We start from the raw sequence: 20,694 nt of genomic DNA, 5'->3' as shown, positions 1-20,694 counted from the left end.
GGGGAAGGCCCAGCATCGGCGGTGCCGGAGGCCGACGGGGCTTCCGGTACGGGGAGGTGGCACGCCGGTGGAACGGCTCATGACGATCGGGGAGTTCGCCCGCGCGTCCCGGCTCTCCGCCAAGGCGCTGCGCCGCTACGACGAGCTCGGCCTGCTGACACCCACCCGCGTCGACGCGCACAGCGGCTACCGCTACTACGCCGGTACGCAGGTGGAACGGGCGCGCCTGGTGGCCTGGCTGCGACGGATCGGGATGCCGCTCGCCGAGGTCCGGGACGTGTGCGCGCTGCACGCCACGGACCCGGGGTCGGCGGCCCGCGCCGTCCGCGCCTACTGGGCGCGGGTCGAGGCGGAGACGGCGGCGCGGCGGGATCTGGCGGCCTCCCTGGCGGACCGGTTGAGGGGAAGTACCGGAATGACGACGACCGTACGGCCGTACGGCCTCATCTCCGCCGCGCTCTCGGAGCGCGGGCGGGTGCGGGAGACCAACCAGGACCGGGCGCGCGCCGGAGCGCGTCTGCTCGCCGTCGCGGACGGCTACGGGGAGGCGGGGGAGAGGGCGGCGACGGCCGCGCTCGCGGAGATCGAGGCGCTGCTCCCGGCGCCCGGTGTCCCGGAGGCCGGCCGCCGGGCCGGGGATCTGCTCAACGCCCTGGAGGACGCCGTCCGTCGCGCGGACACGGTGGTCGGGGCGGCGGCGCCCGGCTCGGGGACGACCCTGACGGCGGGGGTGTGGACGGGCGACCGGCTCGCGCTCGCCCATGTCGGGGACGGCCGGGCGTACCTGCTCCGCGACGGGGTGCTCGTATGCCTCACCCGGGACCACACCGTCGTGCAGGCGCGGGTGGACGCGGGTGAGCTCGACGCGGCCGAGGCGGCGGCGCACCCGGACCGGGCGCTGCTCCTGAGGGCCCTCGACGGTGCCGACGGCGGCCCCGTACCGGATCTGGGTCTGTACGACGGGAGGCCCGGCGACCGCTGGCTGCTGTGCACGGACGGGCTTTCGGCGGTCGTGCCGGAAGCGGAGATCCATGGCGTGCTCGCGGCGGGTTCGGGGCCGGACGACACGGTCCGGGCGCTCGTGGCCCTCGCCGAGGGGCGGGGCGGCCCGGACAACGTGTCGTGCGTGGTGGCGGACGTGGTCCCCGCGGGCTCCTGAACGGTGTCCGGTGTGGTTCAGGGCCTGGGCTGGGCCGGGGCCCTGAACCACGGGGCAGGCAGCGGGAATTACGAGGAGGCCGTGCGCGGAGTCGTCTGCTGGACGGCCCAGCGGTTGCCGTCGGGATCGGCGAAGTAGACGAAGGAGCCCCAGGGCTGGTCGTCGATCGGGGTCACCTCGATGCCGCGGGCGGTGAGGTCGGCGTGGGCCTCCTCGATGTCGGTGACGACGACCTGCATGTTGTCGAGGGAGCCGGGGGCCATCTCCGTGATGCCCTTGCCGAAGGCGATCGAGCAGGCCGAACCGGGCGGGGTCATCTGGACGAAGCGGATGGCGTCGCTGACGGGGACGTCGTGGTCGGCGTGGAAGCCGACCTTCTCGTAGAAGGCCTTGGCCCGGTCGACGTCGCTGACGGGGACGCCGATCAGTTCCAGCTTGATGTCCATGGGGGTCACTCTCCTCGGACGACGACGACGGGGCAGGGGGAGTGGTGGGTGACGTGGGACGAGACCGATCCCAGGACCGCCGCCTTGAAGCCGCTGTAGCCGCGGTCGCCGACGACGAGGAGCGTCGCGCCCTTCGCCGCGTCCAGCAGGGCCTGCGGGGCGTTGCCGCTGACCACCGTGCGGGTGGCCGCGCCGGCCGCCTTGGCGTCGAGGGTCTTCTCCAGGGACTCGTCCAGGATCTGCTTGGCGAGCCGCTCGGGGTCGAACTCCAGCGGCACGCCCGGCATCACGGTCGCCCATGACGCCGGGTACTCCCAGCTGATCAGCGCCTGGAGGGAGTCCCCGGTGAGGGCGGCCTGCGCGGCCGCCCACTTCAGCGCCTTCAGGGAAGGCGCCGATCCGTCCACACCCACCACGATCCTGCCGCCGGCCATCGCCGACCTCCGTTCGTTGTCGGGAGCCTGGGGACCCTCAGGGCCGTCAGGCCCTCAGGAACCAAGGCAAAGCTCCCTCACAACGTAACAAAGAGGTCAATCCAGGCGCAGGTCGGCCAACTGCTTCTCGAAGGGGACGATCTCGTCCTCTTCGGTCCGCCGGGACGGCAGGGCCGCGACCGCGTCGGCGAACTCGTTCCCCGCCCGGGTGATCCGGGACGGCAGACCCTCCCCGCTGAACCCCGTCGGGGCGGCCTCGCCGCCGCCGGTGCCCCAGTCCTCCGAGGCCGCGTAGACGGCGGTCGGGAGGGTCAGGGCCCGCAGGTAGGCGAAGAGCGGCCGCAGGGCGTGGTCGAGGACGAGCGAGTGGCGGGCGGTGCCGCCGGTCGCCCCGATGAGGACGGGGGTGCCGGTCAGCGCCGACGGGTCGATCAGGTCGAAGAACGACTTGAAGAGGCCGCTGTAGGAGGCCGTGAAGACGGGCGTCACCGCGATGACGCCGTCCGCGCCCGTCACCTTGTCGATCGCCTCCTGGAGCGCGGCCGACGGGAAGCCCGTCACGAAGTTCTTCGCGATGTCGAGGGCCAGGTCTCGCAGTTCGACGACCTCGACGTCGACCGCGTACTCCTGCTCGGTGAGCCGGTGGCGGGCGGCCTGGAGCAGCCGGTCGGCGAGCAGCCGGGTGGAGGAGGGCGTGCCGAGTCCGGCGGACACGGCGACCAGCTTCAACGTCTGCATGGCGTCAGACCTCCAGCTTCTTCTGTACGGACGGGTGGAGCGGGGCCGTCTCCGGCACGCCGGCCGGGCGCAGGCTCGCGAACTCCTTGCGCAGCACCGGGACGACCTCCTCGCCGAGGATGTCGAGCTGCTCCAGGACCGTCTTGAGGGGCAGCCCGGCGTGGTCGACGAGGAACAGCTGGCGCTGGTAGTCGCCCACGTAGTCGCGGAAGGACAGGGTGCGCTCGATGACCTCCTGCGGCGAGCCGACGGTCAGCGGGGTCTCCCGGGAGAACTCCTCCAGGGACGGGCCGTGGCCGTAGACCGGCGCGTTGTCGAAGTACGGGCGGAACTCCCGTATCGCGTCCTGGGAGTTCTTGCGCATGAAGATCTGGCCGCCGAGGCCGACGATCGCCTGCTCGGGGGTGCCGTGGCCGTAGTGCGCGTACCGCTGGCGGTAGAGCCGGACCATCTTCTCGGTGTGCTGCTTGGGCCAGAAGATGTGGTTCGCGAAGAAACCGTCGCCGTAGTAGGCGGCCTGCTCGGCGATCTCGGGGGAGCGGATGGAGCCGTGCCAGACGAAGGGCGGGACGCCGTCGAGCGGGCGCGGGGTGGAGGTGAAGCCCTGGAGGGCCGTGCGGAACTTGCCCTCCCAGTCGACGACGTCCTCCCTCCACAGCTTGTGGAGGAGCGCGTAGTTCTCGATGGCGAGCGGGATGCCCTGGCGGATGTCCTGCCCGAACCACGGGTAGACCGGCCCGGTGTTGCCGCGGCCCATCATCAGGTCCACCCGGCCCTCGGCGAGGTGCTGGAGGGTCGCGTAGTCCTCGGCGATCTTCACCGGGTCGTTGGTGGTGATGAGGGTCGTGGAGGTGGAGAGGATCAGGTTCTCGGTGCGGGCGGCGATGTGCCCGAGGAGGGTGGTGGGAGAGGAGGGGACGAAGGGCGGGTTGTGGTGCTCGCCCGTGGCGAAGACGTCGAGACCGACCTCCTCGGCCTTGAGCGCGATGGCGACGGTGTCCTTGATCCGCTCGTGCTCGGTGGGGGTGCGGCCGGTGGTGGGGTCGGCCGTCACGTCGCCGACGGTGAAGATCCCGAACTGCATCGTTCTCACCTCTCGCGTTCCTGAGTAAGTAGTTGAAGCTTAAATCATCACGTCCAACGGTGCCACCCTCCGGCATATTCCAGCCCGTACCCTGGACCGCATGGCCGAGGAGAAGACGTACGACAACGAGCGCTGGAAGGAGCGGGGCGTCATGCTCCGCGTCTTCGTCTACGTCTTCGCGACCCACGCCTTCGCGGGCTTCGTCTGGCTCCTCTTCTACGTCGGCCAGAACGCCCAGAAATAGAGCTTGCGTGGTCCGGTCTCACGCGAAGCCGGCTTGCGTGCGAGGTGAGCTCGGCTACGTGAAGCGAATGCATGTTCCCTTGGCCGCCGGGTGGAGTGGTGGTCGGACAACACGGGCGTGCGTGTGCGGTGCTCGCACATACGGTGCTCGCGGAAGGTTCGGGACGTGATGACATCCGGACCGAGGACCCGGCGACGAGTGCGATGCGGGATAGGGGCGATCATGGACGTGGCCCGGTATACGTACCGGCTTCGTGTGTCGTCCACTGCACAGGCCGCGTTGCAGGCGGAGTGGGACCGGAGCCGTTGGGTCTGGAACGAGTGCGTCGCCAAATCCAAGCACGTGCACGAGCGCAACAAGGCCACGGGCGAGAGAGAGACGTGTGGCCCCGCCCAGCTCGACCGGATGCTGACGCAGGCCCGCCGGCATACTCCTTGGTTGCGTGAGGGGTCCTCGGTTCCGCAGCAGCAGATCATCCGTGACTTCGGTGCCGCCCGCGCCAAAGCACAGAAGGACATCAAGGACCGGCTGCCAACGCACAGGCGAGCGGGGATGCCCAGATACAAGAGGAAGCGGGAGACCGACCCGAGCCTGAACCACACCCGACGCGGATTCCGTGTCAAGGACGGCTGCCTGTGGTTGGCGGGTGGGATCGTGCTGAGGGTGGTGTGGTCGAGGGAGCTCCCGGCCGATCCGTCCAGCGTGCGGGTATACCGCGACGTCATTGGGCACTGGCACTGCTCGTTCGGCGTCCCCGCCCAGGTCGAACCGCTGCCCGCGACCGGTCGGGTGATCGGTGTCGACTGGGGTGTGAAGGAGACCGCGACCACCACGTCCGATGCACATGATCTGGCGCACGCCGAGTACGGCAGGAAGGCCCAGCCGAGATTGACGCGCTACGACCGGATGATGGCCCGGCGCAAGCCGAAGAAGGGTGGGGCTGCCTCGAAGGGATACCGCGAGGCGAAACAACTGCGCGCCAAGCAGTGCAAGAAGGCCGCCCGTCGGCGAGTGGACACCGCACGCAAGTGGGCCAAGCGTGTGGTCCGTGACCATGACGCCATCGCGGTGGAAGACTTCCGGCCCAAGTTCCTGGCCAAGACCACCATGGCCAGGAAGGCCGCAGACGCCGCCATCGGCATCACCAAGCGAGTCCTGATCGAGATGGGTCGCAAGCACGGTCGTACCGTGCACCTGGTACACCCCGCGTACACCACGATGGACTGCGCGCAGTGCGGAGCGAGAGCCAAGCACGTACTGCCGCTGGGGATGCGTGTTTACACCTGCTCCGTGTGCGGAGTCTCATCTCCTCGGGACAAGAACTCCGCCCGCGTGATGCTTGTCAGGGCTGGTCTGTGCCCTGCTGGTGCTGAGGACATAAGACCTGGTGAGGCGCTGCCCCACCAGGCCGTCTGAGCCAGGAATTCCCTCCCTTAGGGAGGGAAGCAGTCAAGTAGAGTCCCCGACGTGAACGCTGCGATATCGGTCGTCGGAATCGGCGCGGACGGCTGGGACGGGCTCCCCGAGAGCTCCCGACGCGTCCTGCGCGCCGCCGAGGTGCTGATCGGCGCCCCGCGCCAGCTCGGCCTCCTCTCCGCCGACGAGTGCCCCGGCGAGCGGATCGCCTGGCCCTCCCCCCTCCGGCCCGCCGTCCCCGGACTGCTCGCCGCCCACGAGGGGCGCGCGGTCGCCGTCCTCGCCAGCGGCGACCCGAGCTTCTACGGCATCGCCCGCACGCTCGCGGAGACCACCGGGGCGGACCGCCTGCGCGTCCACCCGCACCCCTCCTCCGTCTCGTACGCCTGCGCCCGCCTCGGCTGGCCCCTGGAAGCCGTCGAGACCGTCTCCCTCGTCGCCAGGCCGCTCGCCGCGCTCTCCGCCGCCCTCCACCCGGGCCGCCGGCTCCTCGTCCTCGGCGAAGGCCCCGGCACCCCCGCCGAGGTCGCCGCGCTGCTGCGCCGCACCGGCTGGGGCGGCACCCGCATCCGCGTCCTCGAACAGCTCGGCGGACCCGACGAGCGGCTTCTCGACGCGACCGCCGCCGACTGGCCGCACGAGCGGACCGACGCCCTCCACGTCCTCGCCCTCGACTGCGTACGCGACGCGGGCACGCTCCGGCTCGGCGCCGCGGCCGGCCTCCCCGACGAGGCGTACGAGCACGACGGGCAGCTCACCAAGCGGTACGTCCGCGCCGCCACCCTCGCCGCGCTCGCCCCCGCCCCGGGCGAGCTGCTCTGGGACGTCGGCGGCGGCTCCGGCTCCATCGGCATCGAATGGATGCGGACCCACCGCGACTGCCGGGCCGTCGCCGTCGAGAGGTCCCCGGAGCGGGCCGCCCGCATCACCCGCAACGCCGACGCCCTCGGCGTCCCCGCCCTCCGCGTCGTCACGGGCCCGGCCCCGGCCTCCCTCGACGGCCTCCCGACGCCCGACGCGATCTTCATCGGCGGCGGCCTCACCGTCCCGGGCCTCCTCGACGCCTGCTGGGACGCGCTCCCGGCCGGCGGACGGCTCGTCGCCAACACCGTCACCCTGGAGTCCGAGGCGCTGCTCGCCGACCGCTACCGCCGCCACGGCGGCGAACTGATCCGGCTCGCGGTCTCCGCCGCCGTCCCCGTCGGCGGCTTCACCGGCTGGCGCCAGGCGATGCCGGTCACCCAGTGGTCCGTGACCAAGGGGTCCGTGACCGAGGGGTCCGTGACCGAGGGGTCCGTGACCAAGGGGTCCGTAACCAAGGAAGAGGAAGCATGACCGTCTACTTCATCGGCGCGGGCCCGGGCGCGGCCGACCTGATCACCGTGCGCGGTGCGCGGACCCTCGCGAAGTGCGGGGTCTGCCTCTACGCCGGCTCCCTGGTCCCCACCGAGCTGCTCGCCGAGTGCCCGCCGGACGCCCGGCTCGTCGACACCGCCCAGCTCGACCTGGACCGGATCGTCGCCGAGATCGCCGCCGCCCACGAGGCCGGCCAGGACGTGGCCCGCCTCCACTCCGGCGACCCGTCGGTCTTCAGCGCGGTGGCGGAGCAGATGCGCCGCCTCGACGCGCTGGACATCCCGTACGAGGTCGTGCCGGGCGTCCCCGCCTTCGCGGCGGCGGCGGCCGCGCTCAAGCGGGAGCTGACCGTGCCGACCGTCGGCCAGACGGTCATCCTCACCCGGATCGCCCAGCAGGCCACCCCGATGCCCGAGGGCGAGGACCTCGCGACGCTCGGCCGCAGCGGCGCCCTGCTCGTCCTCCACCTCGCCGCGCGGTACGTCGACCGGGTCGTCGGCGAGCTCGTCCCGCACTACGGCGCGGACTGCCCGGCCGCGGTCGTCGCGATGGCGAGCCGCCCCGACGAGCTGGTCCTGCGGGGCACGCTCGACGACATCGCGGAGCAGACGAAGGCGGCCGGCATCACCAAGACGGCGGTCATCCTGGTGGGCCGCACCCTCGCGGCCTCGGAGTTCCGTGACAGCCACCTCTACGACCCGGCCCGCGACCGCCACGTCTGCTGAGGCGTCGGCGTCACGCGACACGCGGCGGGGCCCCGGGGAGTCCGATCCCCGGGGCCCCGCCGCGTGTCCCGCTCAGGCGTTCGGCCGCTTGCCGTGGTTCGCCTTCTTCTTCTTGCGGGCCCGCTTCTTGTTGCCGCGCTTCGCCATGGGGATGCCTCCCTTTTCGGTGGGGGTTCCTGCGCTGTCGAGCCTAGGTTCGGGGCCGGGGGCCCGCATGTCGGTGCCACGGTCTTGAATGGACCCGTGACCGTCTACGACGTCGCCCGGGCGCTGCCGGGCATCGAGGAACTGCGCGACCACTCCCGGGGGCTCGCGATGCTGGACGCCGTCCTGAGCCCGGAGTGGGAGAGGCGCTACTACTCCTTCGACGCGCACTGGTCGGAGACCGAGCAGCTGGCGTCGATGAAGGACGGCCAGGGCGGCGAGTACACGATCGTCCTCTCCCCGGCGGGGGCGTTCGCGCGCGTCTTCGACCACGAGTCGCCGATGAGCCCGTTCGGGGAGCTCGCGGACGGCCTGACCTGGCCCGGGCTCCTCGACGGGGTCCCGGAGGCCTTCCGCGAGTACCTGACGGAGCCCGCCTTCACGGACGAGGACGGGGTGCACGTGACCACCGCCTGCCTGTGGCGCGAGAGCGGGGACACCTCCTGGCACACGGGCCCGGTCGAGTTCGACGGCCTGGACGACCACGACGACCCCGACGGCTCGGGCCGCTTCCTCCGCCTGCTGACGGACCGCTCGGCGGAGGCGTACGCGGAGTGGGCCTCGGACTTCTACCAGACCCCGGTCGCCCCGGACGCCGTACGCCACGTCCTGGCCCTGCGCCCGCTGACGCCCGAGGTGGTCGCGGCCCTCAACCCGGGGGTGACGCTCGCGGACCTGGCGGAGGACATCGCGGAGATCGGCTACCCGGCCGCCTGACCGGCCGCCCACTCCGGTGCCAGCACCGACATCACCGTCGCGTCCACCCGCTCGCCCTCCCAGAGCAGGGCCCCGCGCAGGACGCCCTCCGCGCGGAAGCCGGCCTTCTCGTAGGCGCGGCGGGCGCGGGGGTTGAAGGCGTACACCTCCAGGTGGATGCGGTAGAGGCCGAGCGCCTCGAAGCCGTGTCCGACGATCAGCCGGGTCGCCTCCGTGCCGAGGCCCCGGCCGACCGCGTCGGGGACGAAGACGGTGCGGAAGGAGCAGGAGCCGTTCTGCTCGTCCCACTCGTTGAGGACGACCTCGCCGACGACCCTGCCCGTCGCCCGCTCCACGACGGCGAGGTCGAGCCGGTCGTCCTGGGCGCTCCGGGAGCCGTACCACTTGCGCAGCGCCGCCTCGTCGAGCCGGGTGGCGTCCCCGGTCAGCCGGGATATCTCCGCGTCCTCGAAGAGCGGCAGCAGCGCGGGCACGTCGTCCTCGGTGAGGGGACGGAGGATCACCAGGTCACCGGTGAGGGTCGGCTTGTGCGAGAAGACGGTCATCCCCGGATTCTCGGGGGCGGGGGGAGGCGGTGTCGCGGCGATTTCCGGGACGGGGTCAGACTCCGCCCGGCGCGGGTCCCCCGGGCCGGGCGCCGGGCTCACGCCTCGCCCGCCGCAGGTCCCCGTGCCGTCGAGCGGCCCACGACCGTGCCCGCGCGGTCGATGCAGATCACGTCGACCGTGACCGGCGCCCCGCGCAGGACCGCGAGGGACTCGTCGCGGGCGCGGGCGGCGACGAGGTCGCCGAGGGGGACGCCGGCGGCCTCGCAGAGGCGGAGGGCCGCAAGGCCCGTGTTCGCCGCCGCGATCTCGGCCGCGAGGGACTCGGAGGCTCCTCCCGTGCGGGCCAGGTCCGCGAGGAAGCCTTTGTCGACCTGGGAGCGGGCCGAGTGCAGGTCCAGATGGCCCGCGGCCAGCTTGGAGAGCTTGGCGAAGCCGCCGCAGACGGTGAGCCGGTCCACGGGGTGGCGGCGGATGTACTTGAGGACCGCGCCGGCGAAGTCGCCCATGTCGAGGAGGGCGATCTCCGGCAGGTCGTAGATCTCCCCGACCGTCCGCTCGGAGGTGGAGCCCGTGCACCCGGCGACGTGCGTGAGGCCACCCGCGCGGGCCACGTCCACGCCGCGGCGGATGGAGTCGATCCAGGCCGAGCAGGAGTAGGGGACGACGACACCGGTCGTGCCGAGGATCGACAGGCCGCCGAGGATGCCGATCCGCGGGTTCCAGGTGGAGCGGGCGATCTCGGCTCCGTTGTCGACGGAGACCGTGATCTCCACGTCCCCGGGGGCGCCGTGCCTGGCCGCGACCTGCGCCACGTGCTCGCGCATCAGCTGCCTGGGGACCGGGTTGATCGCGGGCTCGCCGACGTCGAGGGGGAGGCCGGGGAGGGTGACCGTGCCGACGCCCTCGCCCGCCCGGAAGACGACGCCGGAGCCGGGCGGCAGGAGCCGTACCGTCGAGCGGATCACGGCGCCGTGGGTGACGTCGGGGTCGTCGCCGGCGTCCTTGACCACGGCGGCCATGGCGGTGGCGCCCTCCAGCGACTCGGCCGTCAGCGCGAACGCCGGGGTCTGGCCCTTCGGCAGCGTGATCGTCACCGGGTCCGGGAAGTCACCGGTGAGGAGCGCGGTGTACGCGGCGGTCGTCGCCGCCGTCGCGCAGGCACCGGTCGTCCACCCGGGGCGCAGACCGGTGTGCTTGAGTTGGGCCTCGCGCCCGCCGCCCGACGTCACGAAGAGGCTCCTGTGCACATACTCATTCTCGGCGGGACCACCGAGGCCCGCGCGCTCGCCGGACTGCTCGACGGCGGGGTCCGGGTCACCAGCTCCCTCGCGGGGCGGGTGGCGAGCCCCCGGCTGCCGGCCGGCGAGGTGCGGATCGGCGGGTTCGGCGGCGCGGACGGTCTCGCGGCCTGGCTGCGCGAGCACACCGTGGACGCGGTCATCGACGCCACCCATCCCTTCGCCGAGCGGATCAGCTTCAACGCGGCCCGGGCGGCCGCCACCGCCCATGTTCCCCTGCTGGCGCTGCGCCGTCCCGGCTGGGTCCCGGTGGACGGCGACCGGTGGGTGTCCGTGCCGTCCCTCGACGCGGCGGCCGGGGCCCTGGACGGCCTCGGCGACCGCGTCTTCCTGACGACGGGCCGCCTGGGGCTCGCGACGTTCGCGGACCGCCCGGAGTGGTTCCTGGTCCGCTCGGTCGACGCCCCGGACGCCCCGATGCCGGCCCGCACCGAGATCCTCCTGGACCGGGGGCCCTTCACCCTGGACGGCGAGCGGGAGCTCCTCGCCCGCCACCGGATCGACGTCCTGGTGACGAAGGACAGCGGCGCCGCGGCGACCGCCCCGAAACTGACCGCGGCCCGCGAGGCGGGCATCCCGGTCGTGGTGGTCCACCGCCCCCCGGCCCCGGAGGGCGTACCGACGGCGGCGACCCCCGAGGAGGCCGCCGCCTGGGCGCTGCGGGTTTAGCCGGCCTCGGGGGTGCCGAGTTCGGTGACCTCGACCCAGTTCATGGCCGGGTCCATCGCGTCCATCTCGTTGTCCCACGTGTCCACCGCGACCACGCCGTAGAGGACGTTCTCGCCGTCGGGCGTGCTCTCGTGGAGGAAGGACGACTCGTCGGGGCCGAGGTAGTACCCGAGCTTGTAGGCGACCCAGCCCGTCCCGCCCTCGCCGTTGTCGTACCGCTCGGCCTTGTAGATCCTGTAGTACTTCACGTCCGGCTCGGTGTTCCGCGTCCACTCCAGGAACACGCCGTCCTCGCGCGGGGTCGCCTTGAGCCCGGTGATCGGCGCGGGGGCGACGAGGTCGCCGCTGCGCGTGAACGAGGCCGAGGCGGCGGCGGAGACGTTCCCGGCCCGGTCCACGGCCCGGACCGTGTACGTGTACGTCGTACCGGGCGTCAGCCAATGATTGCTGTACGCCGTGTCGGTGACCGTGTCGACGAGCGTGCCGTCGCTGTACACGCGGTACGCGGCCACGTCCGTCGCGGTGGGGGCGGTCCACTTCAGATCGACGCCCCGGAGGGCGTTCTCGACCGCCTTCAGGCCGGTCGGCGCGCCGGGAGCCGTGCGGTCCACGGACGTGATCGGCAGGTCGACGGTGCCGACGGACTCGTTGCCCGCCTTGTCCACGGCGCGGATCTCGTAGGCGTACGCCTGGCCGGTCGGCGGGGGGCTGTTGGTGAAGGTGGTCGTGGTGAGCGGGGTCGTCGTGCCGCCGACGCGGGACCAGGCGGTGGTGCCGGTGAGGCGCCGGTAGACGCGGTAACCGGCGAGGTCCATCTCCTTGTTGGCCGTCCAGCGCGCGGTGACCTTGTTGAGGGTCTTGTCGTACGCGACGGTGAACCCGGCCGGCACGAGCGGGCGGACCTTGTCGACTGTCGCCGAAGTGCGGGGCGTGTAGGCGAACTTGACGTTCGCCGCGCCCGTCCAGGTCGCGTAGTGCACGACGATCGTGTGGCGGCCGGACGGGATGGTGAGGTCGACCGTCTTCTTCTGGGTGACGGCGTTGTTCTTCCAGAGGTCGATCTTGCGGACGCCGTCGAGGCTGACGCGGACGCCGTCCTGCGCTTCCGCGGTGAACGTGAAGGGGCCGCCGGAGCCGAAGTCGCGGCTGAGGGTCCAGCGGACGCCGAAGTTGTCCTTGGGCAGCGTGGTGACGGCCGGGTCGCCGAGTCCGTAGTTCTCGGAGATGACGGAGTCACAGGTGGTCAGCTTGGGCGTGCCCGTGAGCGTGGTGTTGGCGTAGTAGTCCGCCTTCCACAGGGGCGACGCGCAGGTGACGGCCGCTGCGGCCGGGGTGGCGGTCAGCAGACCGCCGGATGCGACGAGGGCGGCCGTGGTGGCCAGCGCGCTCAGTCGGGTACGAGTGATCACGAAGAGTGGGGCCCTTTCCGGACCTGCAGGGAACGCGGGGGTAAGACGATGCGTGGGGGAAGGGCGGTGCGGGTGGGGCCGGTGTTCCGCCGGAGGCGCACTCTACCGGCGGGTTCCTTCCGCGCGACAGGGGATTCGGTCCGGCGTTCAATGGAGGGGTGGCTACCGTCCGCTGGCTCGTGACAGCGGGGCTCGTGGCGCTCCTGGGCGCCGCGCCGGGCCCCTCGCCCACCCCTGACCCGCCGCCTCCGCAACCGCCGCCCGTGCTCGACCAGGCGGACGTGGACCGGGCGGTCGGCAGGCTCGACGCCACCGTCGCCGAACTGATGAAGCGCACCGGCGTCCCCGGCGTCTCCGTCGCCGTCGTGTACGAGGACAAGGTCGTCCACCTCAAGGGGTACGGGGTCCGGGAGGTCGGCAAGGCGGCCCGGATCGACGCCGACACCGTCTTCCAGCTGGCCTCCGTGTCCAAGCCGATCGCCTCGACCGTCGTCGCCGGGGCGGTGGGAGTGGAGGGCTGGCAGAAGCCCGTCAGTCCCGAACTGCCCGAGTTCCGGCTGAAGGACCCGTGGGTGAGCTCCCATGCGACCGTCGCCGACCTGTTCTCGCACCGCAGCGGCCTGCCCGACCACGCGGGCGACCTGCTGGAGGACCTCGGCTACGACCAGGAGTACATCCTGTCCCACCTCCGGTACGAGCCCCTCGCTCCGTTCCGCGCGAGCTACGCGTACACCAACTTCGGTCTGACGGCGGCCGCCGAGGCCGTCGCCGCCGAGAAGAACGTGGCCTGGGAGAAGCTCGCCGAGGACACCCTCTACAAGCCCGCCGGGATGAACGACACCAGCTCCCGCTTCGAGGACTTCGCCGCGAACCCCGACCGGGCCCGCGGCCACGTCGAGATGCCCGACGGGACCTGGGAACCGCGGTACGTCCGCGACCCCGACGCCCAGTCACCGGCCGGCGGCGTCAGCTCCTCCGCCCGGGACATGGCGGTCTGGCTGCGGCTCCAGCTGGCCAACGGCGAGCTCGACGGCCGCCGGATCATCGCCGAGGACGCCCTGACCCTCACTCACCACCCCGAGGCCGTCCTCTCCCCGCCCCGCGCACCGGCCGGCCGCACCGGCTTCTACGGCCTCGGCTGGAACGTGTCGTACGACGACGAGGGCCGGCTGCGCCTGTCGCACACCGGCGCCTTCGCGCTCGGCGCGCACACCAACGTCACGATGCTGCCGGGCGAGGAGCTCGGGATCGTCGTCCTCACCAACGGGGCGCCGGCGGGGGTCGCGGACGCCGTCGCCCTCGACTTCTTCGACGTCGCGCAGACCGGCGAGCCCAGCCGGGACTGGCTGCCGCTCGTCGACGCGCTCTACCAGCAGGAGGAGGACGCCGGGAAGTCCGCCACGGACTTCGCGAAGCCGCCCGCCGACCCCGCCCCCGCAAAGGCCGCCGGCGCCTACACCGGCACGTACGCCAACGACTACTACGGCAGGCTGACGGTGGCCGAGGAGGGCGGCGGCCTGGTCGTGCGGCTGGGGCCGGAGCCCCAGACGTACAAGCTCACGCACTACGACGGGAACACGTTCAGCTTCCCGACGCGCGGGGAGAACGCCGTCGGCCCGACCGCGGTCACGTTCTCCCCGGACGGGAAGACCGTCCGCGTCGAGTACCTGGACCAGGAGGGGCTCGGCACCTTCACCCGCGACTGACCCCAAGAGGCGGCGGTTCGGGTGCAGTTGCGAACGGTGTCACCGCACCGCCCCCTGCGGTGAGCGGGCAGATCACAGTTTCGGCTTTGCTCTTGATCACGACCGGGTGGGGTCGGTTAATCTCGCCCGGGAATCGAGAAGCGTGGCGTGTGTACGGGGGGCTGCACTCATGGGTTGGGATCTGAACGTGTCGGCGGGGGAGCTGCGGGGTTCCGCCGGCGCCGCCGACGCTCTGGCGGTGGATCTGCAGGAGCCGCTGCGCAAGGCGGGCTCGGATCTGGCCTCGGCCGCCGCGGCCTTCGGGCCGTGGACCGTCGGCCCGCGCATGTCGCAGACGGGCGAGGGCTGGGGCACGGCCCTGGAGACCCTGCGGGGCAGGCTGTCCGAGCACGCCAACGGGCTCCGCCAGCTCGCCGACGGGCGGGACGTCATGGAGCAGGACGTCATCTCCAACTTCCAGGGCTGGTGACGGCGTCGTGACGGAGCATTTCGCCCAGTTGATGAAGCAGGACTTCGCGGACCTGGACAGTGCCGTGGGCTCGTGGAAGAAGCTCGCCGAAGCCCTGACGAACGCGCAGACGGGCAGCGGCAGGCGGGTGACAGGACCGCTGCACCGGGCGGGCTGGACGGGCGTCAGCGCCTCGTACGGCTTCGACGCGATGGAGGCCACGGAGAGCAAGCTCGGGACGGGCCGCACCAACGCCCAGCTGATCGCCACCACCCTGGACGCCCTCAACACCAAGATGCAGGCGGCACAGCGCAAGCTCCGTGCCGCCGTCGCCGACGCGGAGGCCGCGGGCCACACGGTCCGCGACGACGGCTGGGTCGAGCCCAAGCAGGCCGTGGACCCGAAGTACCACAACGACCCGGACTACGCGGACATCCAGCGGGACGCCAACTCCGGGCTCGGCGGCTTCCGCGCCAGGATCGACGCGGCCGTGCAGGAAGCGGAGTCGGCGAGCAACGAGGGCGCCGAAATCCTGCGCCAGATAGACCCCTTCGACCTCGACAAGCGGTACGGCGGCGCCCACGCCCAGGAGGACGCGGCCCGGGTCGCCGCCTTCGCGGGCGTCGACAAGAAGGACATCCCCGACGGCACGGACCCGCAGCGCTCGGCGGACTGGTGGAAGGGTCTGGACGAGGAGGACAAGCGCCTCTACCTGGCCTCGTACCCGGAGCAGATCGGCGGGCTCGACGGCCTGCCCACGACCACCCGTGACGGGGCCAACCGGACGGTCCTCGACATGCGTCTCAACGACTACGCGCAGCGCGAGGGCGATCTCGGCTACCACGATCGCTCCAGTTACCGGGGCCTGCAGGCGATGAAGGACCGGCTGGACGCGTCGGACTCGGCCCCGGAGCACAAGCGGCTCCACCTGCTGGGCTTCAGCACGGAGGGGGACGGCAGGGCGATCGTCGCGGTCGGCAACCCGGACAAGGCGGCGCACACGGCGGTGTCGGTGCCGGGGACGGACAACCAGCTCGACAACTACACCGACTCGATCGACCGGGCGGAGAAGTTGCAGAACTCGGCCGGTAAGTGGAGTGAGGGTGGCAGCGAGAGCGTCGCCGTCATCGCCTGGCTCGACTACGACGCCCCCGAGCTGGACGCCAGCGTCGCCACGCCGGCCCGGGCCGAGAACGACGCCGAGACCCTCCGGGACTTCACGCACGGTCTGCGCGTCTCGCACGAGGGCGAGCGGAGCCATATGACCGTCATCGGTCACAGCTACGGCTCCACCATGGTGGGCACGGCCGATTCCGGCGGCCGGGGACTGGACACCGATGACATGATCGTCGTCGGCAGCCCGGGCATGAACGTGGACCACGCCGACCAGCTCCACGTCTCACCCTCGCGACTCTGGGTCGGCATCGGCTCCGACGACGGGGTCGTCAACTGGGCCGCCGACAAGACCCTCGGTCCCAACCCGGCGGATTCCGGCTTCGGAGCCGAGCACATGTACGTCGACACCAGCGAGCACAGCGACTACTGGGACGACGGCAGCCAGAGCCTGGAGAATCAGGGGCGCATCATCGCCGGGCTCCCGCCCAACAACGCGCCACGTTCATGACAGGAAGGAGTCCCGGACCCGTGTCCGCGTTCCGGAGGGCATCACTCGCTCTCGTACCCGCTCTCATACTGCTCCTGGGGGGCTGCATGTCCGACGAAGGCAAGAACGATCCGCTGCCCCGGATGAGCAAGGACAAGGCTGAGGCGTGGGCCAAGCACTGGACCGAGTCCATGGCCCGCACCGCCAAGGCCGAGATCGTGCCCTCGACCCACGAGGCGAACTTCACCAACTGCCTGGGGAAGAAGGGCGAGTCGGCGGATGACGGCCGGTTCACGCTCTCGTACCACGTGCGGGCCAAGCTGCCCAAGGCGCAGCACGCCGCGGCCATCCAGGCGATCACCACCGAGCTCAAGGCGCAGGGCTTCCGGATCGTCGGGTCGCGCGCCGACGCCTCGGCGGAGAAGGGCGGGTATCTCGTCCAGGCCGAGCACCCGAAGGACCGTCAGTACGTGAGCGCCGGGGACGTGACCGACCAGTTGATCAGCCTCGGCGTCAACACCCCGTGCCTCCTGCCGCCCGACGCCGAGCAGCAGGAGTTCTGAGGTCGTCCGCTCGCCCGGACGTCAGCCGTAGCGGCGCGGCGTCCAGGCGATCGTGCGGCCGTCCGCCCGCTCCACGGCCCGCGTCTGCGACGAGCCGACGAGGAGCAGGGTGCGCATGTCGACCTCGGAGGGCTCCAGGGTCTTGAGCGTCACCACCCGCACGGACTGCTCCGGGCCGCCGACGTCACGGGCGACGACCACCGGCGTCTCCGGGGAGCGCAGGTCGAGCAGGAGGTCGCGGGCCGCGGCGACCTGGTGCGTACGGGACTTGGAGCCCGGGTTGTAGAGGGCGATGACCAGGTCGGCGCCGGCGGCGGCGCGCAGCCGGGCCTCGATGACGTCCCAGGGCTTGAGGCGGTCCGAGAGGGAGATCGTGGCGTAGTCGTGGCCGAGGGGGGCGCCCGCCGCCGCGGCGGCCGCGTTGGCGGCGGTCACGCCGGGGAGGACCCGGACGGGCACGTCCGCGTACTCCGGTTCGCAGGCGACCTCCAGGACGGCGGTGGCCATGGCGAAGACGCCCGGGTCGCCGCCGGAGACGACCGCGACCTTCCGGCCGCGCCGGGCCAGGTCGAGCGCGAACTCGGCGCGCTCCGACTCGACCTTGTTGTCGGAGCCGTGGCGGATCTGCCCGGGGCGGAGCTCCGGGACCCGGTCCAGGTAGGTGGTGTAGCCGACGAGGACGTCGGCGTTGACGAGCGCGCCGCGCGACTCGGGCGTCAGCCAGGGCGCGCCGGCCGGGCCGGTGCCGACGACGACGACCTCGCCCCGCTCCCGTACGGGAGGCTCCTGGTCGATGCGGGAGGGCAGGACGGCGACGGAGAAGTACGGGACCGACTCGGGGTCGATCTCGGACAGGGTGCCCGTCCGCTCGCCCGTCATGAACGCCCGCTCCACGTACCGGGCGTCGTCGAGGCGGCCGGCCCGCTCCAGGGCGCGCTTCACGGTGGGGAAGGTGCGGCCGAGCTTCATGACGACCGCCGAGTCGGTGCCCGCGAGGCGGGCCGTCAGCTCGTCCTCCGGCAGGGTGCCGGGGATGATCGTCAGGACTTCCTCGGCCTCGCAGAGCGGCTCGCCGAGCCGGGCGGCGGCGGCGCTGACCGAGGTGACGCCGGGGATGACGGTCGTGTCGTAGCGGTCCGCGAGCCGCTTGTGCATGTGCTGGTACGAGCCGTAGAAGAGCGGGTCGCCCTCGGCGAGGACGGCGACCGTGCGGCCGGCGTCGAGGTGGGCGGCGAGGCGGGCCGCGGCCTCCTCGTAGAAGTCGTTCAACGCACCCCGGTAGCCGCCGGGGTGGTCGGTGGTCTCGACGGTGAGCGGGTACATGAGCCGCTCCTCGACGTGGTCCGCACGGATGTGCTCGGCGGCGATGGAGCGCGCGATCGAGCGGCCGTGGCGGGCCGAGTGGTAGGCGACGACGTCGGCGGCGGCGATGGCCTTGACCGCGGCGACCGTCATGAGGTTCGGGTCGCCGGGGCCGAGGCCGACGCCGTACAGCCGGCCGGCCGTGCTGCCCGTCGTGCTGCCGGTCGTGCTGCCGTTCGTGTGCGCGGTGCTCATGCCTGGATCTCCGCTTCGTGAGCGATCGCGTTGATCGCGGCGGCCGTCATGGCGCTGCCGCCGCGCCGGCCCCGTACGACCAGGTAGTCGAGGCCGAGGACGTTCTCGGCGAGCGCGTCCTTGGACTCGGCGGCGCCGATGAAGCCGACCGGTATGCCGAGGACGGCGGCGGGCTTCGGGGCGCCCTTCGCGATCATCTCCAGGAGGTGGAAGAGCGCGGTGGGGGCGTTGCCGATGGCGACGACGGAGCCTTCGAGGCGGTCCCGCCACAGTTCGAGCGCGGCGGCGGAGCGGGTGGTGCCGAGCTCGGCGGCGAGGCCCGGGACGGCCGGGTCGGAGAGCGCGCAGAGCACCTCGTTGTCGGCGGGCAGCCGCTTGCGGGTGACGCCGCTGGCGACCATCTGCGCGTCGCAGAGGATCGGCGCGCCGGCGCGCAGGGCCTCGCGGGCGTTCGCGACGACCTGAGGGGAGTACGCGATGTCCTGGACGAGGTCGGTCATGCCGCAGGCGTGGATCATCCGGACCGCCACCTGGGCGACGTCTGCGGGCAGCCCCGCGAGGTCCGCCTCGGCGCGGATCGTGGCAAAGGACCGGCGGTAGATCTCCGCCCCGTCCTTCTCGTAGTCGAACATCCTGGTGCTCTCGCTCATCTCGTCGTCTCGGCGGGCGTGGAGGGGGTGGTGGCGCGGGCGATGGCGCCGTTGCGGGCCGTGGTCACCGCGTCGTGCAGGGCGGTACGGGGGGTGGGGGCGCCGTCCACCAGATAGGCGCCGTCGGCGGTGGCGACGACGTCGACCCAGGTGCCGTGCGGGTGCCCGCAGCGGCGCTCGCACCCGGAGTAGTGGACGGGGAGGCCCCGCGCGGACCCCGGGGCGGCGTCCGCGCGGACGTCCGCTAGGGACTTCGCGCAGCCCGGCCGCCCGGTGCAGGCGCTGACGCCGGCCCAGGGGGAGTCGGGGCGGGTGATCAGCCCGAGGGAGTCGAGGGCGGCGAGCCGGGCGTGGTCCTGATGGCCTGGCGCCGCTCCGACGACGACCGCGCCGCGCCACGGCGTCAGCCGTACCTCCTCGGCGGGCAGCAGGGCGCGCAGCTGGGCGGCGGTGAGGCGGCCGAGGGGCGCGAGGACATGGAGGGAGGCGGCGCCGAGGGGGCCGGGGGCGAGCGGTGGGGCGTGCACCAGCAGGGATTCCGCCGGCGGTACGGGCTCCGCCGCGATGCCCGCGCGGTCGAGCGCGCCCGCCACGTCCGGGGTGCTGCCCTCGGGCAGCTCCCGCACCCGCCAGGCGCCGTTCCCGGCCGTGCGGGCGGCGTCGAGGAAGGCACCGGCGGCGGCGAGCGCGGCGCGGGGGGCGTCGGCTCCGGCGACCAGCCAGGCCCGCCCACCGACGTAGAGGCGCCCGGCGGCCGGCTCCTGCCAGGCGGTCGGCTCCTGCCGGGTGGGCGTCTCCTGCCCGGCGGTCGTCTCTTGCCGGGTGGGCGTCTCCTGCCCGGCGGTCGTCTCTTGCCGGGTGGGCGTCTCCTGCCCGGCGGTCGTCTCTTGCCGGGTGGGCGTCTCCTGCCCGGCGGTCGTCTCTTGCCCGGCGCCCGGTCGTACTGCGACCAAGGTCACATCGCCGCCCAGGCCCGCCACGTCGGCGCGCCCGTCGTCGAGGACGAAGAGGAAACGGCCGGAAAGCGCCGCCGCCCAGGGTTCGGCGCAGAGCAGGGCGTCCAGCTCGTGGGCCCACAACTGGACCTCGGGGCCGCCGAGTCCGTCGAGGCCGGCGGCCGGGGAGGCCACGATGTTGCGGACGCGCTCGTGGGTGGGGGAGGGCAGCAGGCCCGCCTCCGCGAGCAGCGCGGCGAGCTCCGCCCCGCACTCCTCCGCGAGGCCGCGCAGCTCCGCGTTCCCCCGGGAGGTGAGGCTGATCCGCCCGTCGCCCAGGGTCTCCGCCGCGACCGCCAGCGCCTCGACCTGATGAGCCGTCAAGCGCCCTGCGGGCAGACGCAGTCGGGCCAGCCCGCCGTCGTCGGCGGCGTGCAGGCGCAGCGCCCCGGGACAGGCGTCGCCACGGTCCCGAATGCGAGCTTCGTCCCGCGCGGGCGTCGAGGGTGGGGTGGGCGGCATGGCGGCGAGCATACCCACGGGGAACCGGGCCGCCACCGAGTGTGATCCGGCCGACTTCACGACCCGCCCCGCCCCGCCGACGCCACGATCTAGGATGCAGATCGGCATGGGGTCCCAGGACCCCGGGGAGGAAGCCCGGTGAGAATCCGGCGCGGTCCCGCCACTGTGAGCCCGTACCGGCGACGGTACGGGTGAGTCAGGAACTCCCTTCCCCAAGCTCTCGGCTTCGCTCGAGCAGGGGAGGCCCCCACCCATACGACCAC

At 72.6% G+C, this 20,694-nt stretch carries 22 protein-coding genes and 1 riboswitch; of the genes, 11 read left to right on the top strand and 11 right to left on the bottom strand.

The genetic code is table 11. The features are described 5' to 3' along the window. Positions 1-79 precede the first annotated feature (79 nt). On the top strand, positions 80-1,159 hold the full coding sequence (locus IE124_RS16245) for a MerR family transcriptional regulator (RefSeq protein WP_189508457.1): 1,080 nt from the start codon (positions 80-82) through the stop codon (positions 1,157-1,159). A 68-nt stretch (positions 1,160-1,227) separates the two neighbouring features. Here IE124_RS16245 and IE124_RS16240 read toward each other — a convergent pair whose 3' ends face one another. From IE124_RS16240 to IE124_RS16225, 4 genes are all read right to left on the bottom strand, one after another. Then, positions 1,228-1,605 carry a VOC family protein gene (locus IE124_RS16240; RefSeq protein WP_189508456.1) on the bottom strand — a complete coding sequence of 126 codons (378 nt, stop codon included), beginning with the start codon at positions 1,603-1,605 and terminating at the stop codon, positions 1,228-1,230. Positions 1,606-1,610: 5 nt separating this feature from the next. Then, complete coding sequence (locus IE124_RS16235; RefSeq protein WP_189508455.1) at positions 1,611-2,039, bottom strand: universal stress protein; 429 nt, start codon at positions 2,037-2,039, stop codon at positions 1,611-1,613. Positions 2,040-2,135: 96 nt separating this feature from the next. After that, positions 2,136-2,777, bottom strand: coding sequence for an FMN reductase (locus tag IE124_RS16230; RefSeq protein ID WP_189508454.1), 642 nt, complete (start codon positions 2,775-2,777; stop codon positions 2,136-2,138). 4 nt (positions 2,778-2,781) lie between these two features. After that, positions 2,782-3,861, bottom strand: a complete 1,080-nt coding sequence (locus IE124_RS16225; RefSeq protein ID WP_189508453.1) for an LLM class flavin-dependent oxidoreductase — start codon at positions 3,859-3,861, stop codon at positions 2,782-2,784. A gap of 100 nt (positions 3,862-3,961) precedes the next feature. On the opposite strand from IE124_RS16225, the gene IE124_RS16220 reads away from it, so the two are divergent. The 4 genes from IE124_RS16220 (at position 3,962) to cobM (ending at position 7,602) form a co-directional block, all read left to right on the top strand. Continuing rightward, positions 3,962-4,105, top strand: coding sequence for a DUF6126 family protein (locus IE124_RS16220; RefSeq protein ID WP_189508452.1), 144 nt, complete (start codon positions 3,962-3,964; stop codon positions 4,103-4,105). A 222-nt stretch (positions 4,106-4,327) separates the two neighbouring features. Beyond that, positions 4,328-5,521, top strand: a complete 1,194-nt coding sequence (locus IE124_RS16215; RefSeq protein ID WP_189508451.1) for an RNA-guided endonuclease InsQ/TnpB family protein — start codon at positions 4,328-4,330, stop codon at positions 5,519-5,521. A 51-nt stretch (positions 5,522-5,572) separates the two neighbouring features. Then, complete coding sequence (gene cbiE / locus IE124_RS16210) at positions 5,573-6,856, top strand: precorrin-6y C5,15-methyltransferase (decarboxylating) subunit CbiE (protein WP_189508450.1); 1,284 nt, start codon at positions 5,573-5,575, stop codon at positions 6,854-6,856. After that, positions 6,853-7,602, top strand: coding sequence for a precorrin-4 C(11)-methyltransferase (gene cobM / locus IE124_RS16205; RefSeq protein ID WP_189508449.1), 750 nt, complete (start codon positions 6,853-6,855; stop codon positions 7,600-7,602). The genes cbiE and cobM overlap by 4 nt, the downstream gene beginning before the upstream one ends. Before the next feature lie 72 nt (positions 7,603-7,674). Here the strand turns inward: cobM and IE124_RS36005 are convergent, their stop codons facing one another. Continuing rightward, the gene (locus tag IE124_RS36005; RefSeq protein WP_099895366.1) at positions 7,675-7,749 is read right to left on the bottom strand and encodes a 50S ribosomal protein bL37; all 75 of its coding nucleotides are present in this window, start codon (positions 7,747-7,749) and stop codon (positions 7,675-7,677) included. A 96-nt stretch (positions 7,750-7,845) separates the two neighbouring features. Between IE124_RS36005 and IE124_RS16200 the strand changes: the two genes are divergently transcribed. Then, a complete protein-coding gene (locus IE124_RS16200; protein WP_229832497.1) occupies positions 7,846-8,523 on the top strand; it encodes a hypothetical protein in 678 nt (225 codons plus the stop codon). Here IE124_RS16200 and IE124_RS16195 read toward each other — a convergent pair. Beyond that, the gene (locus IE124_RS16195; protein WP_189508447.1) at positions 8,508-9,068 is read right to left on the bottom strand and encodes a GNAT family N-acetyltransferase; all 561 of its coding nucleotides are present in this window, start codon (positions 9,066-9,068) and stop codon (positions 8,508-8,510) included. The two genes, IE124_RS16200 and IE124_RS16195, sit on opposite strands and share 16 nt — an antisense overlap. 98 nt (positions 9,069-9,166) lie before the next feature. After that, a complete protein-coding gene (locus IE124_RS16190; protein WP_189508539.1) occupies positions 9,167-10,300 on the bottom strand; it encodes a cobalt-precorrin-5B (C(1))-methyltransferase in 1,134 nt (377 codons plus the stop codon). Positions 10,301-10,312: 12 nt separating this feature from the next. Between IE124_RS16190 and IE124_RS16185 the strand changes: the two genes are divergently transcribed. Next, entirely contained in the window at positions 10,313-11,038 is a 726-nt protein-coding gene (locus IE124_RS16185; RefSeq protein ID WP_189508446.1) for a cobalt-precorrin-6A reductase, read from the top strand. On the opposite strand, the gene IE124_RS16180 is transcribed toward IE124_RS16185, so the two are convergent. Beyond that, positions 11,035-12,447 carry a fibronectin type III domain-containing protein gene (locus IE124_RS16180; RefSeq protein WP_189508445.1) on the bottom strand — a complete coding sequence of 471 codons (1,413 nt, stop codon included), beginning with the start codon at positions 12,445-12,447 and terminating at the stop codon, positions 11,035-11,037. The genes IE124_RS16185 and IE124_RS16180 overlap by 4 nt on opposite strands. Before the next feature lie 158 nt (positions 12,448-12,605). On the opposite strand from IE124_RS16180, the gene IE124_RS16175 reads away from it, so the two are divergent. The 4 genes from IE124_RS16175 (at position 12,606) to IE124_RS16160 (ending at position 16,767) form a co-directional block, all read left to right on the top strand. Further along, the gene (locus tag IE124_RS16175) at positions 12,606-14,153 is read left to right on the top strand and encodes a serine hydrolase (RefSeq protein ID WP_189508444.1); all 1,548 of its coding nucleotides are present in this window, start codon (positions 12,606-12,608) and stop codon (positions 14,151-14,153) included. A 169-nt stretch (positions 14,154-14,322) separates the two neighbouring features. After that, positions 14,323-14,622: a hypothetical protein gene (locus tag IE124_RS16170; protein WP_189508443.1), complete on the top strand. Its 300-nt coding sequence runs from the start codon at positions 14,323-14,325 to the stop codon at positions 14,620-14,622. Positions 14,623-14,629: 7 nt separating this feature from the next. Beyond that, on the top strand, positions 14,630-16,225 hold the full coding sequence (locus IE124_RS16165) for an alpha/beta hydrolase (protein WP_229832496.1): 1,596 nt from the start codon (positions 14,630-14,632) through the stop codon (positions 16,223-16,225). 86 nt (positions 16,226-16,311) lie between these two features. Beyond that, a complete protein-coding gene (locus tag IE124_RS16160; protein WP_189508442.1) occupies positions 16,312-16,767 on the top strand; it encodes a hypothetical protein in 456 nt (151 codons plus the stop codon). A gap of 21 nt (positions 16,768-16,788) precedes the next feature. Here the strand turns inward: IE124_RS16160 and cobJ are convergent, their stop codons facing one another. The 3 genes from cobJ to IE124_RS16145 are packed head-to-tail and all read right to left on the bottom strand — an operon-like array spanning position 16,789 to position 20,431. Beyond that, positions 16,789-18,324, bottom strand: coding sequence for a precorrin-3B C(17)-methyltransferase (gene cobJ / locus IE124_RS16155; protein WP_189508441.1), 1,536 nt, complete (start codon positions 18,322-18,324; stop codon positions 16,789-16,791). Continuing rightward, the gene (locus IE124_RS16150) at positions 18,321-18,974 is read right to left on the bottom strand and encodes a precorrin-8X methylmutase (protein ID WP_189508440.1); all 654 of its coding nucleotides are present in this window, start codon (positions 18,972-18,974) and stop codon (positions 18,321-18,323) included. Before IE124_RS16150 ends, cobJ begins: the two co-directional genes overlap by 4 nt. Then, a complete protein-coding gene (locus IE124_RS16145) occupies positions 18,971-20,431 on the bottom strand; it encodes a ferredoxin-like domain-containing protein (RefSeq protein WP_229832495.1) in 1,461 nt (486 codons plus the stop codon). Before IE124_RS16145 ends, IE124_RS16150 begins: the two co-directional genes overlap by 4 nt. Before the next feature lie 90 nt (positions 20,432-20,521). After that, positions 20,522-20,657, top strand: a riboswitch (cobalamin riboswitch). Positions 20,658-20,694: the final 37 nt, after the last annotated feature.

The sequence above is a fragment of the Streptomyces narbonensis genome (assembly GCF_014649015.1).
Taxonomy (GTDB): Bacteria; Actinomycetota; Actinomycetes; order Streptomycetales; family Streptomycetaceae; genus Streptomyces; species Streptomyces narbonensis.
This window is presented reverse-complemented; position numbering and strand designations above follow the sequence as displayed.

Excerpts from the sequence above, each read along its gene's own strand:
- IE124_RS16245 (WP_189508457.1), top strand. The coding sequence starts at position 80 with ATGACGATCGGGGAGTTCGCCCGCGCGTCCCGGCTCTCCGCCAAGGCG.
- IE124_RS16240 (WP_189508456.1), bottom strand. The coding sequence starts at position 1,605 with ATGGACATCAAGCTGGAACTGATCGGCGTCCCCGTCAGCGACGTCGAC.
- IE124_RS16235 (WP_189508455.1), bottom strand. The coding sequence starts at position 2,039 with ATGGCCGGCGGCAGGATCGTGGTGGGTGTGGACGGATCGGCGCCTTCC.
- IE124_RS16230 (WP_189508454.1), bottom strand. The coding sequence starts at position 2,777 with ATGCAGACGTTGAAGCTGGTCGCCGTGTCCGCCGGACTCGGCACGCCC.
- IE124_RS16225 (WP_189508453.1), bottom strand. The coding sequence starts at position 3,861 with ATGCAGTTCGGGATCTTCACCGTCGGCGACGTGACGGCCGACCCCACC.
- IE124_RS16220 (WP_189508452.1), top strand. The coding sequence starts at position 3,962 with ATGGCCGAGGAGAAGACGTACGACAACGAGCGCTGGAAGGAGCGGGGC.
- IE124_RS16215 (WP_189508451.1), top strand. The coding sequence starts at position 4,328 with ATGGACGTGGCCCGGTATACGTACCGGCTTCGTGTGTCGTCCACTGCA.
- cobM (WP_189508449.1), top strand. The coding sequence starts at position 6,853 with ATGACCGTCTACTTCATCGGCGCGGGCCCGGGCGCGGCCGACCTGATC.
- IE124_RS16195 (WP_189508447.1), bottom strand. The coding sequence starts at position 9,068 with ATGACCGTCTTCTCGCACAAGCCGACCCTCACCGGTGACCTGGTGATC.
- IE124_RS16170 (WP_189508443.1), top strand. The coding sequence starts at position 14,323 with ATGGGTTGGGATCTGAACGTGTCGGCGGGGGAGCTGCGGGGTTCCGCC.
- IE124_RS16160 (WP_189508442.1), top strand. The coding sequence starts at position 16,312 with ATGTCCGACGAAGGCAAGAACGATCCGCTGCCCCGGATGAGCAAGGAC.
- cobJ (WP_189508441.1), bottom strand. The coding sequence starts at position 18,324 with ATGAGCACCGCGCACACGAACGGCAGCACGACCGGCAGCACGACGGGC.
- IE124_RS16150 (WP_189508440.1), bottom strand. The coding sequence starts at position 18,974 with ATGAGCGAGAGCACCAGGATGTTCGACTACGAGAAGGACGGGGCGGAG.
- IE124_RS16145 (WP_229832495.1), bottom strand. The coding sequence starts at position 20,431 with ATGCCGCCCACCCCACCCTCGACGCCCGCGCGGGACGAAGCTCGCATT.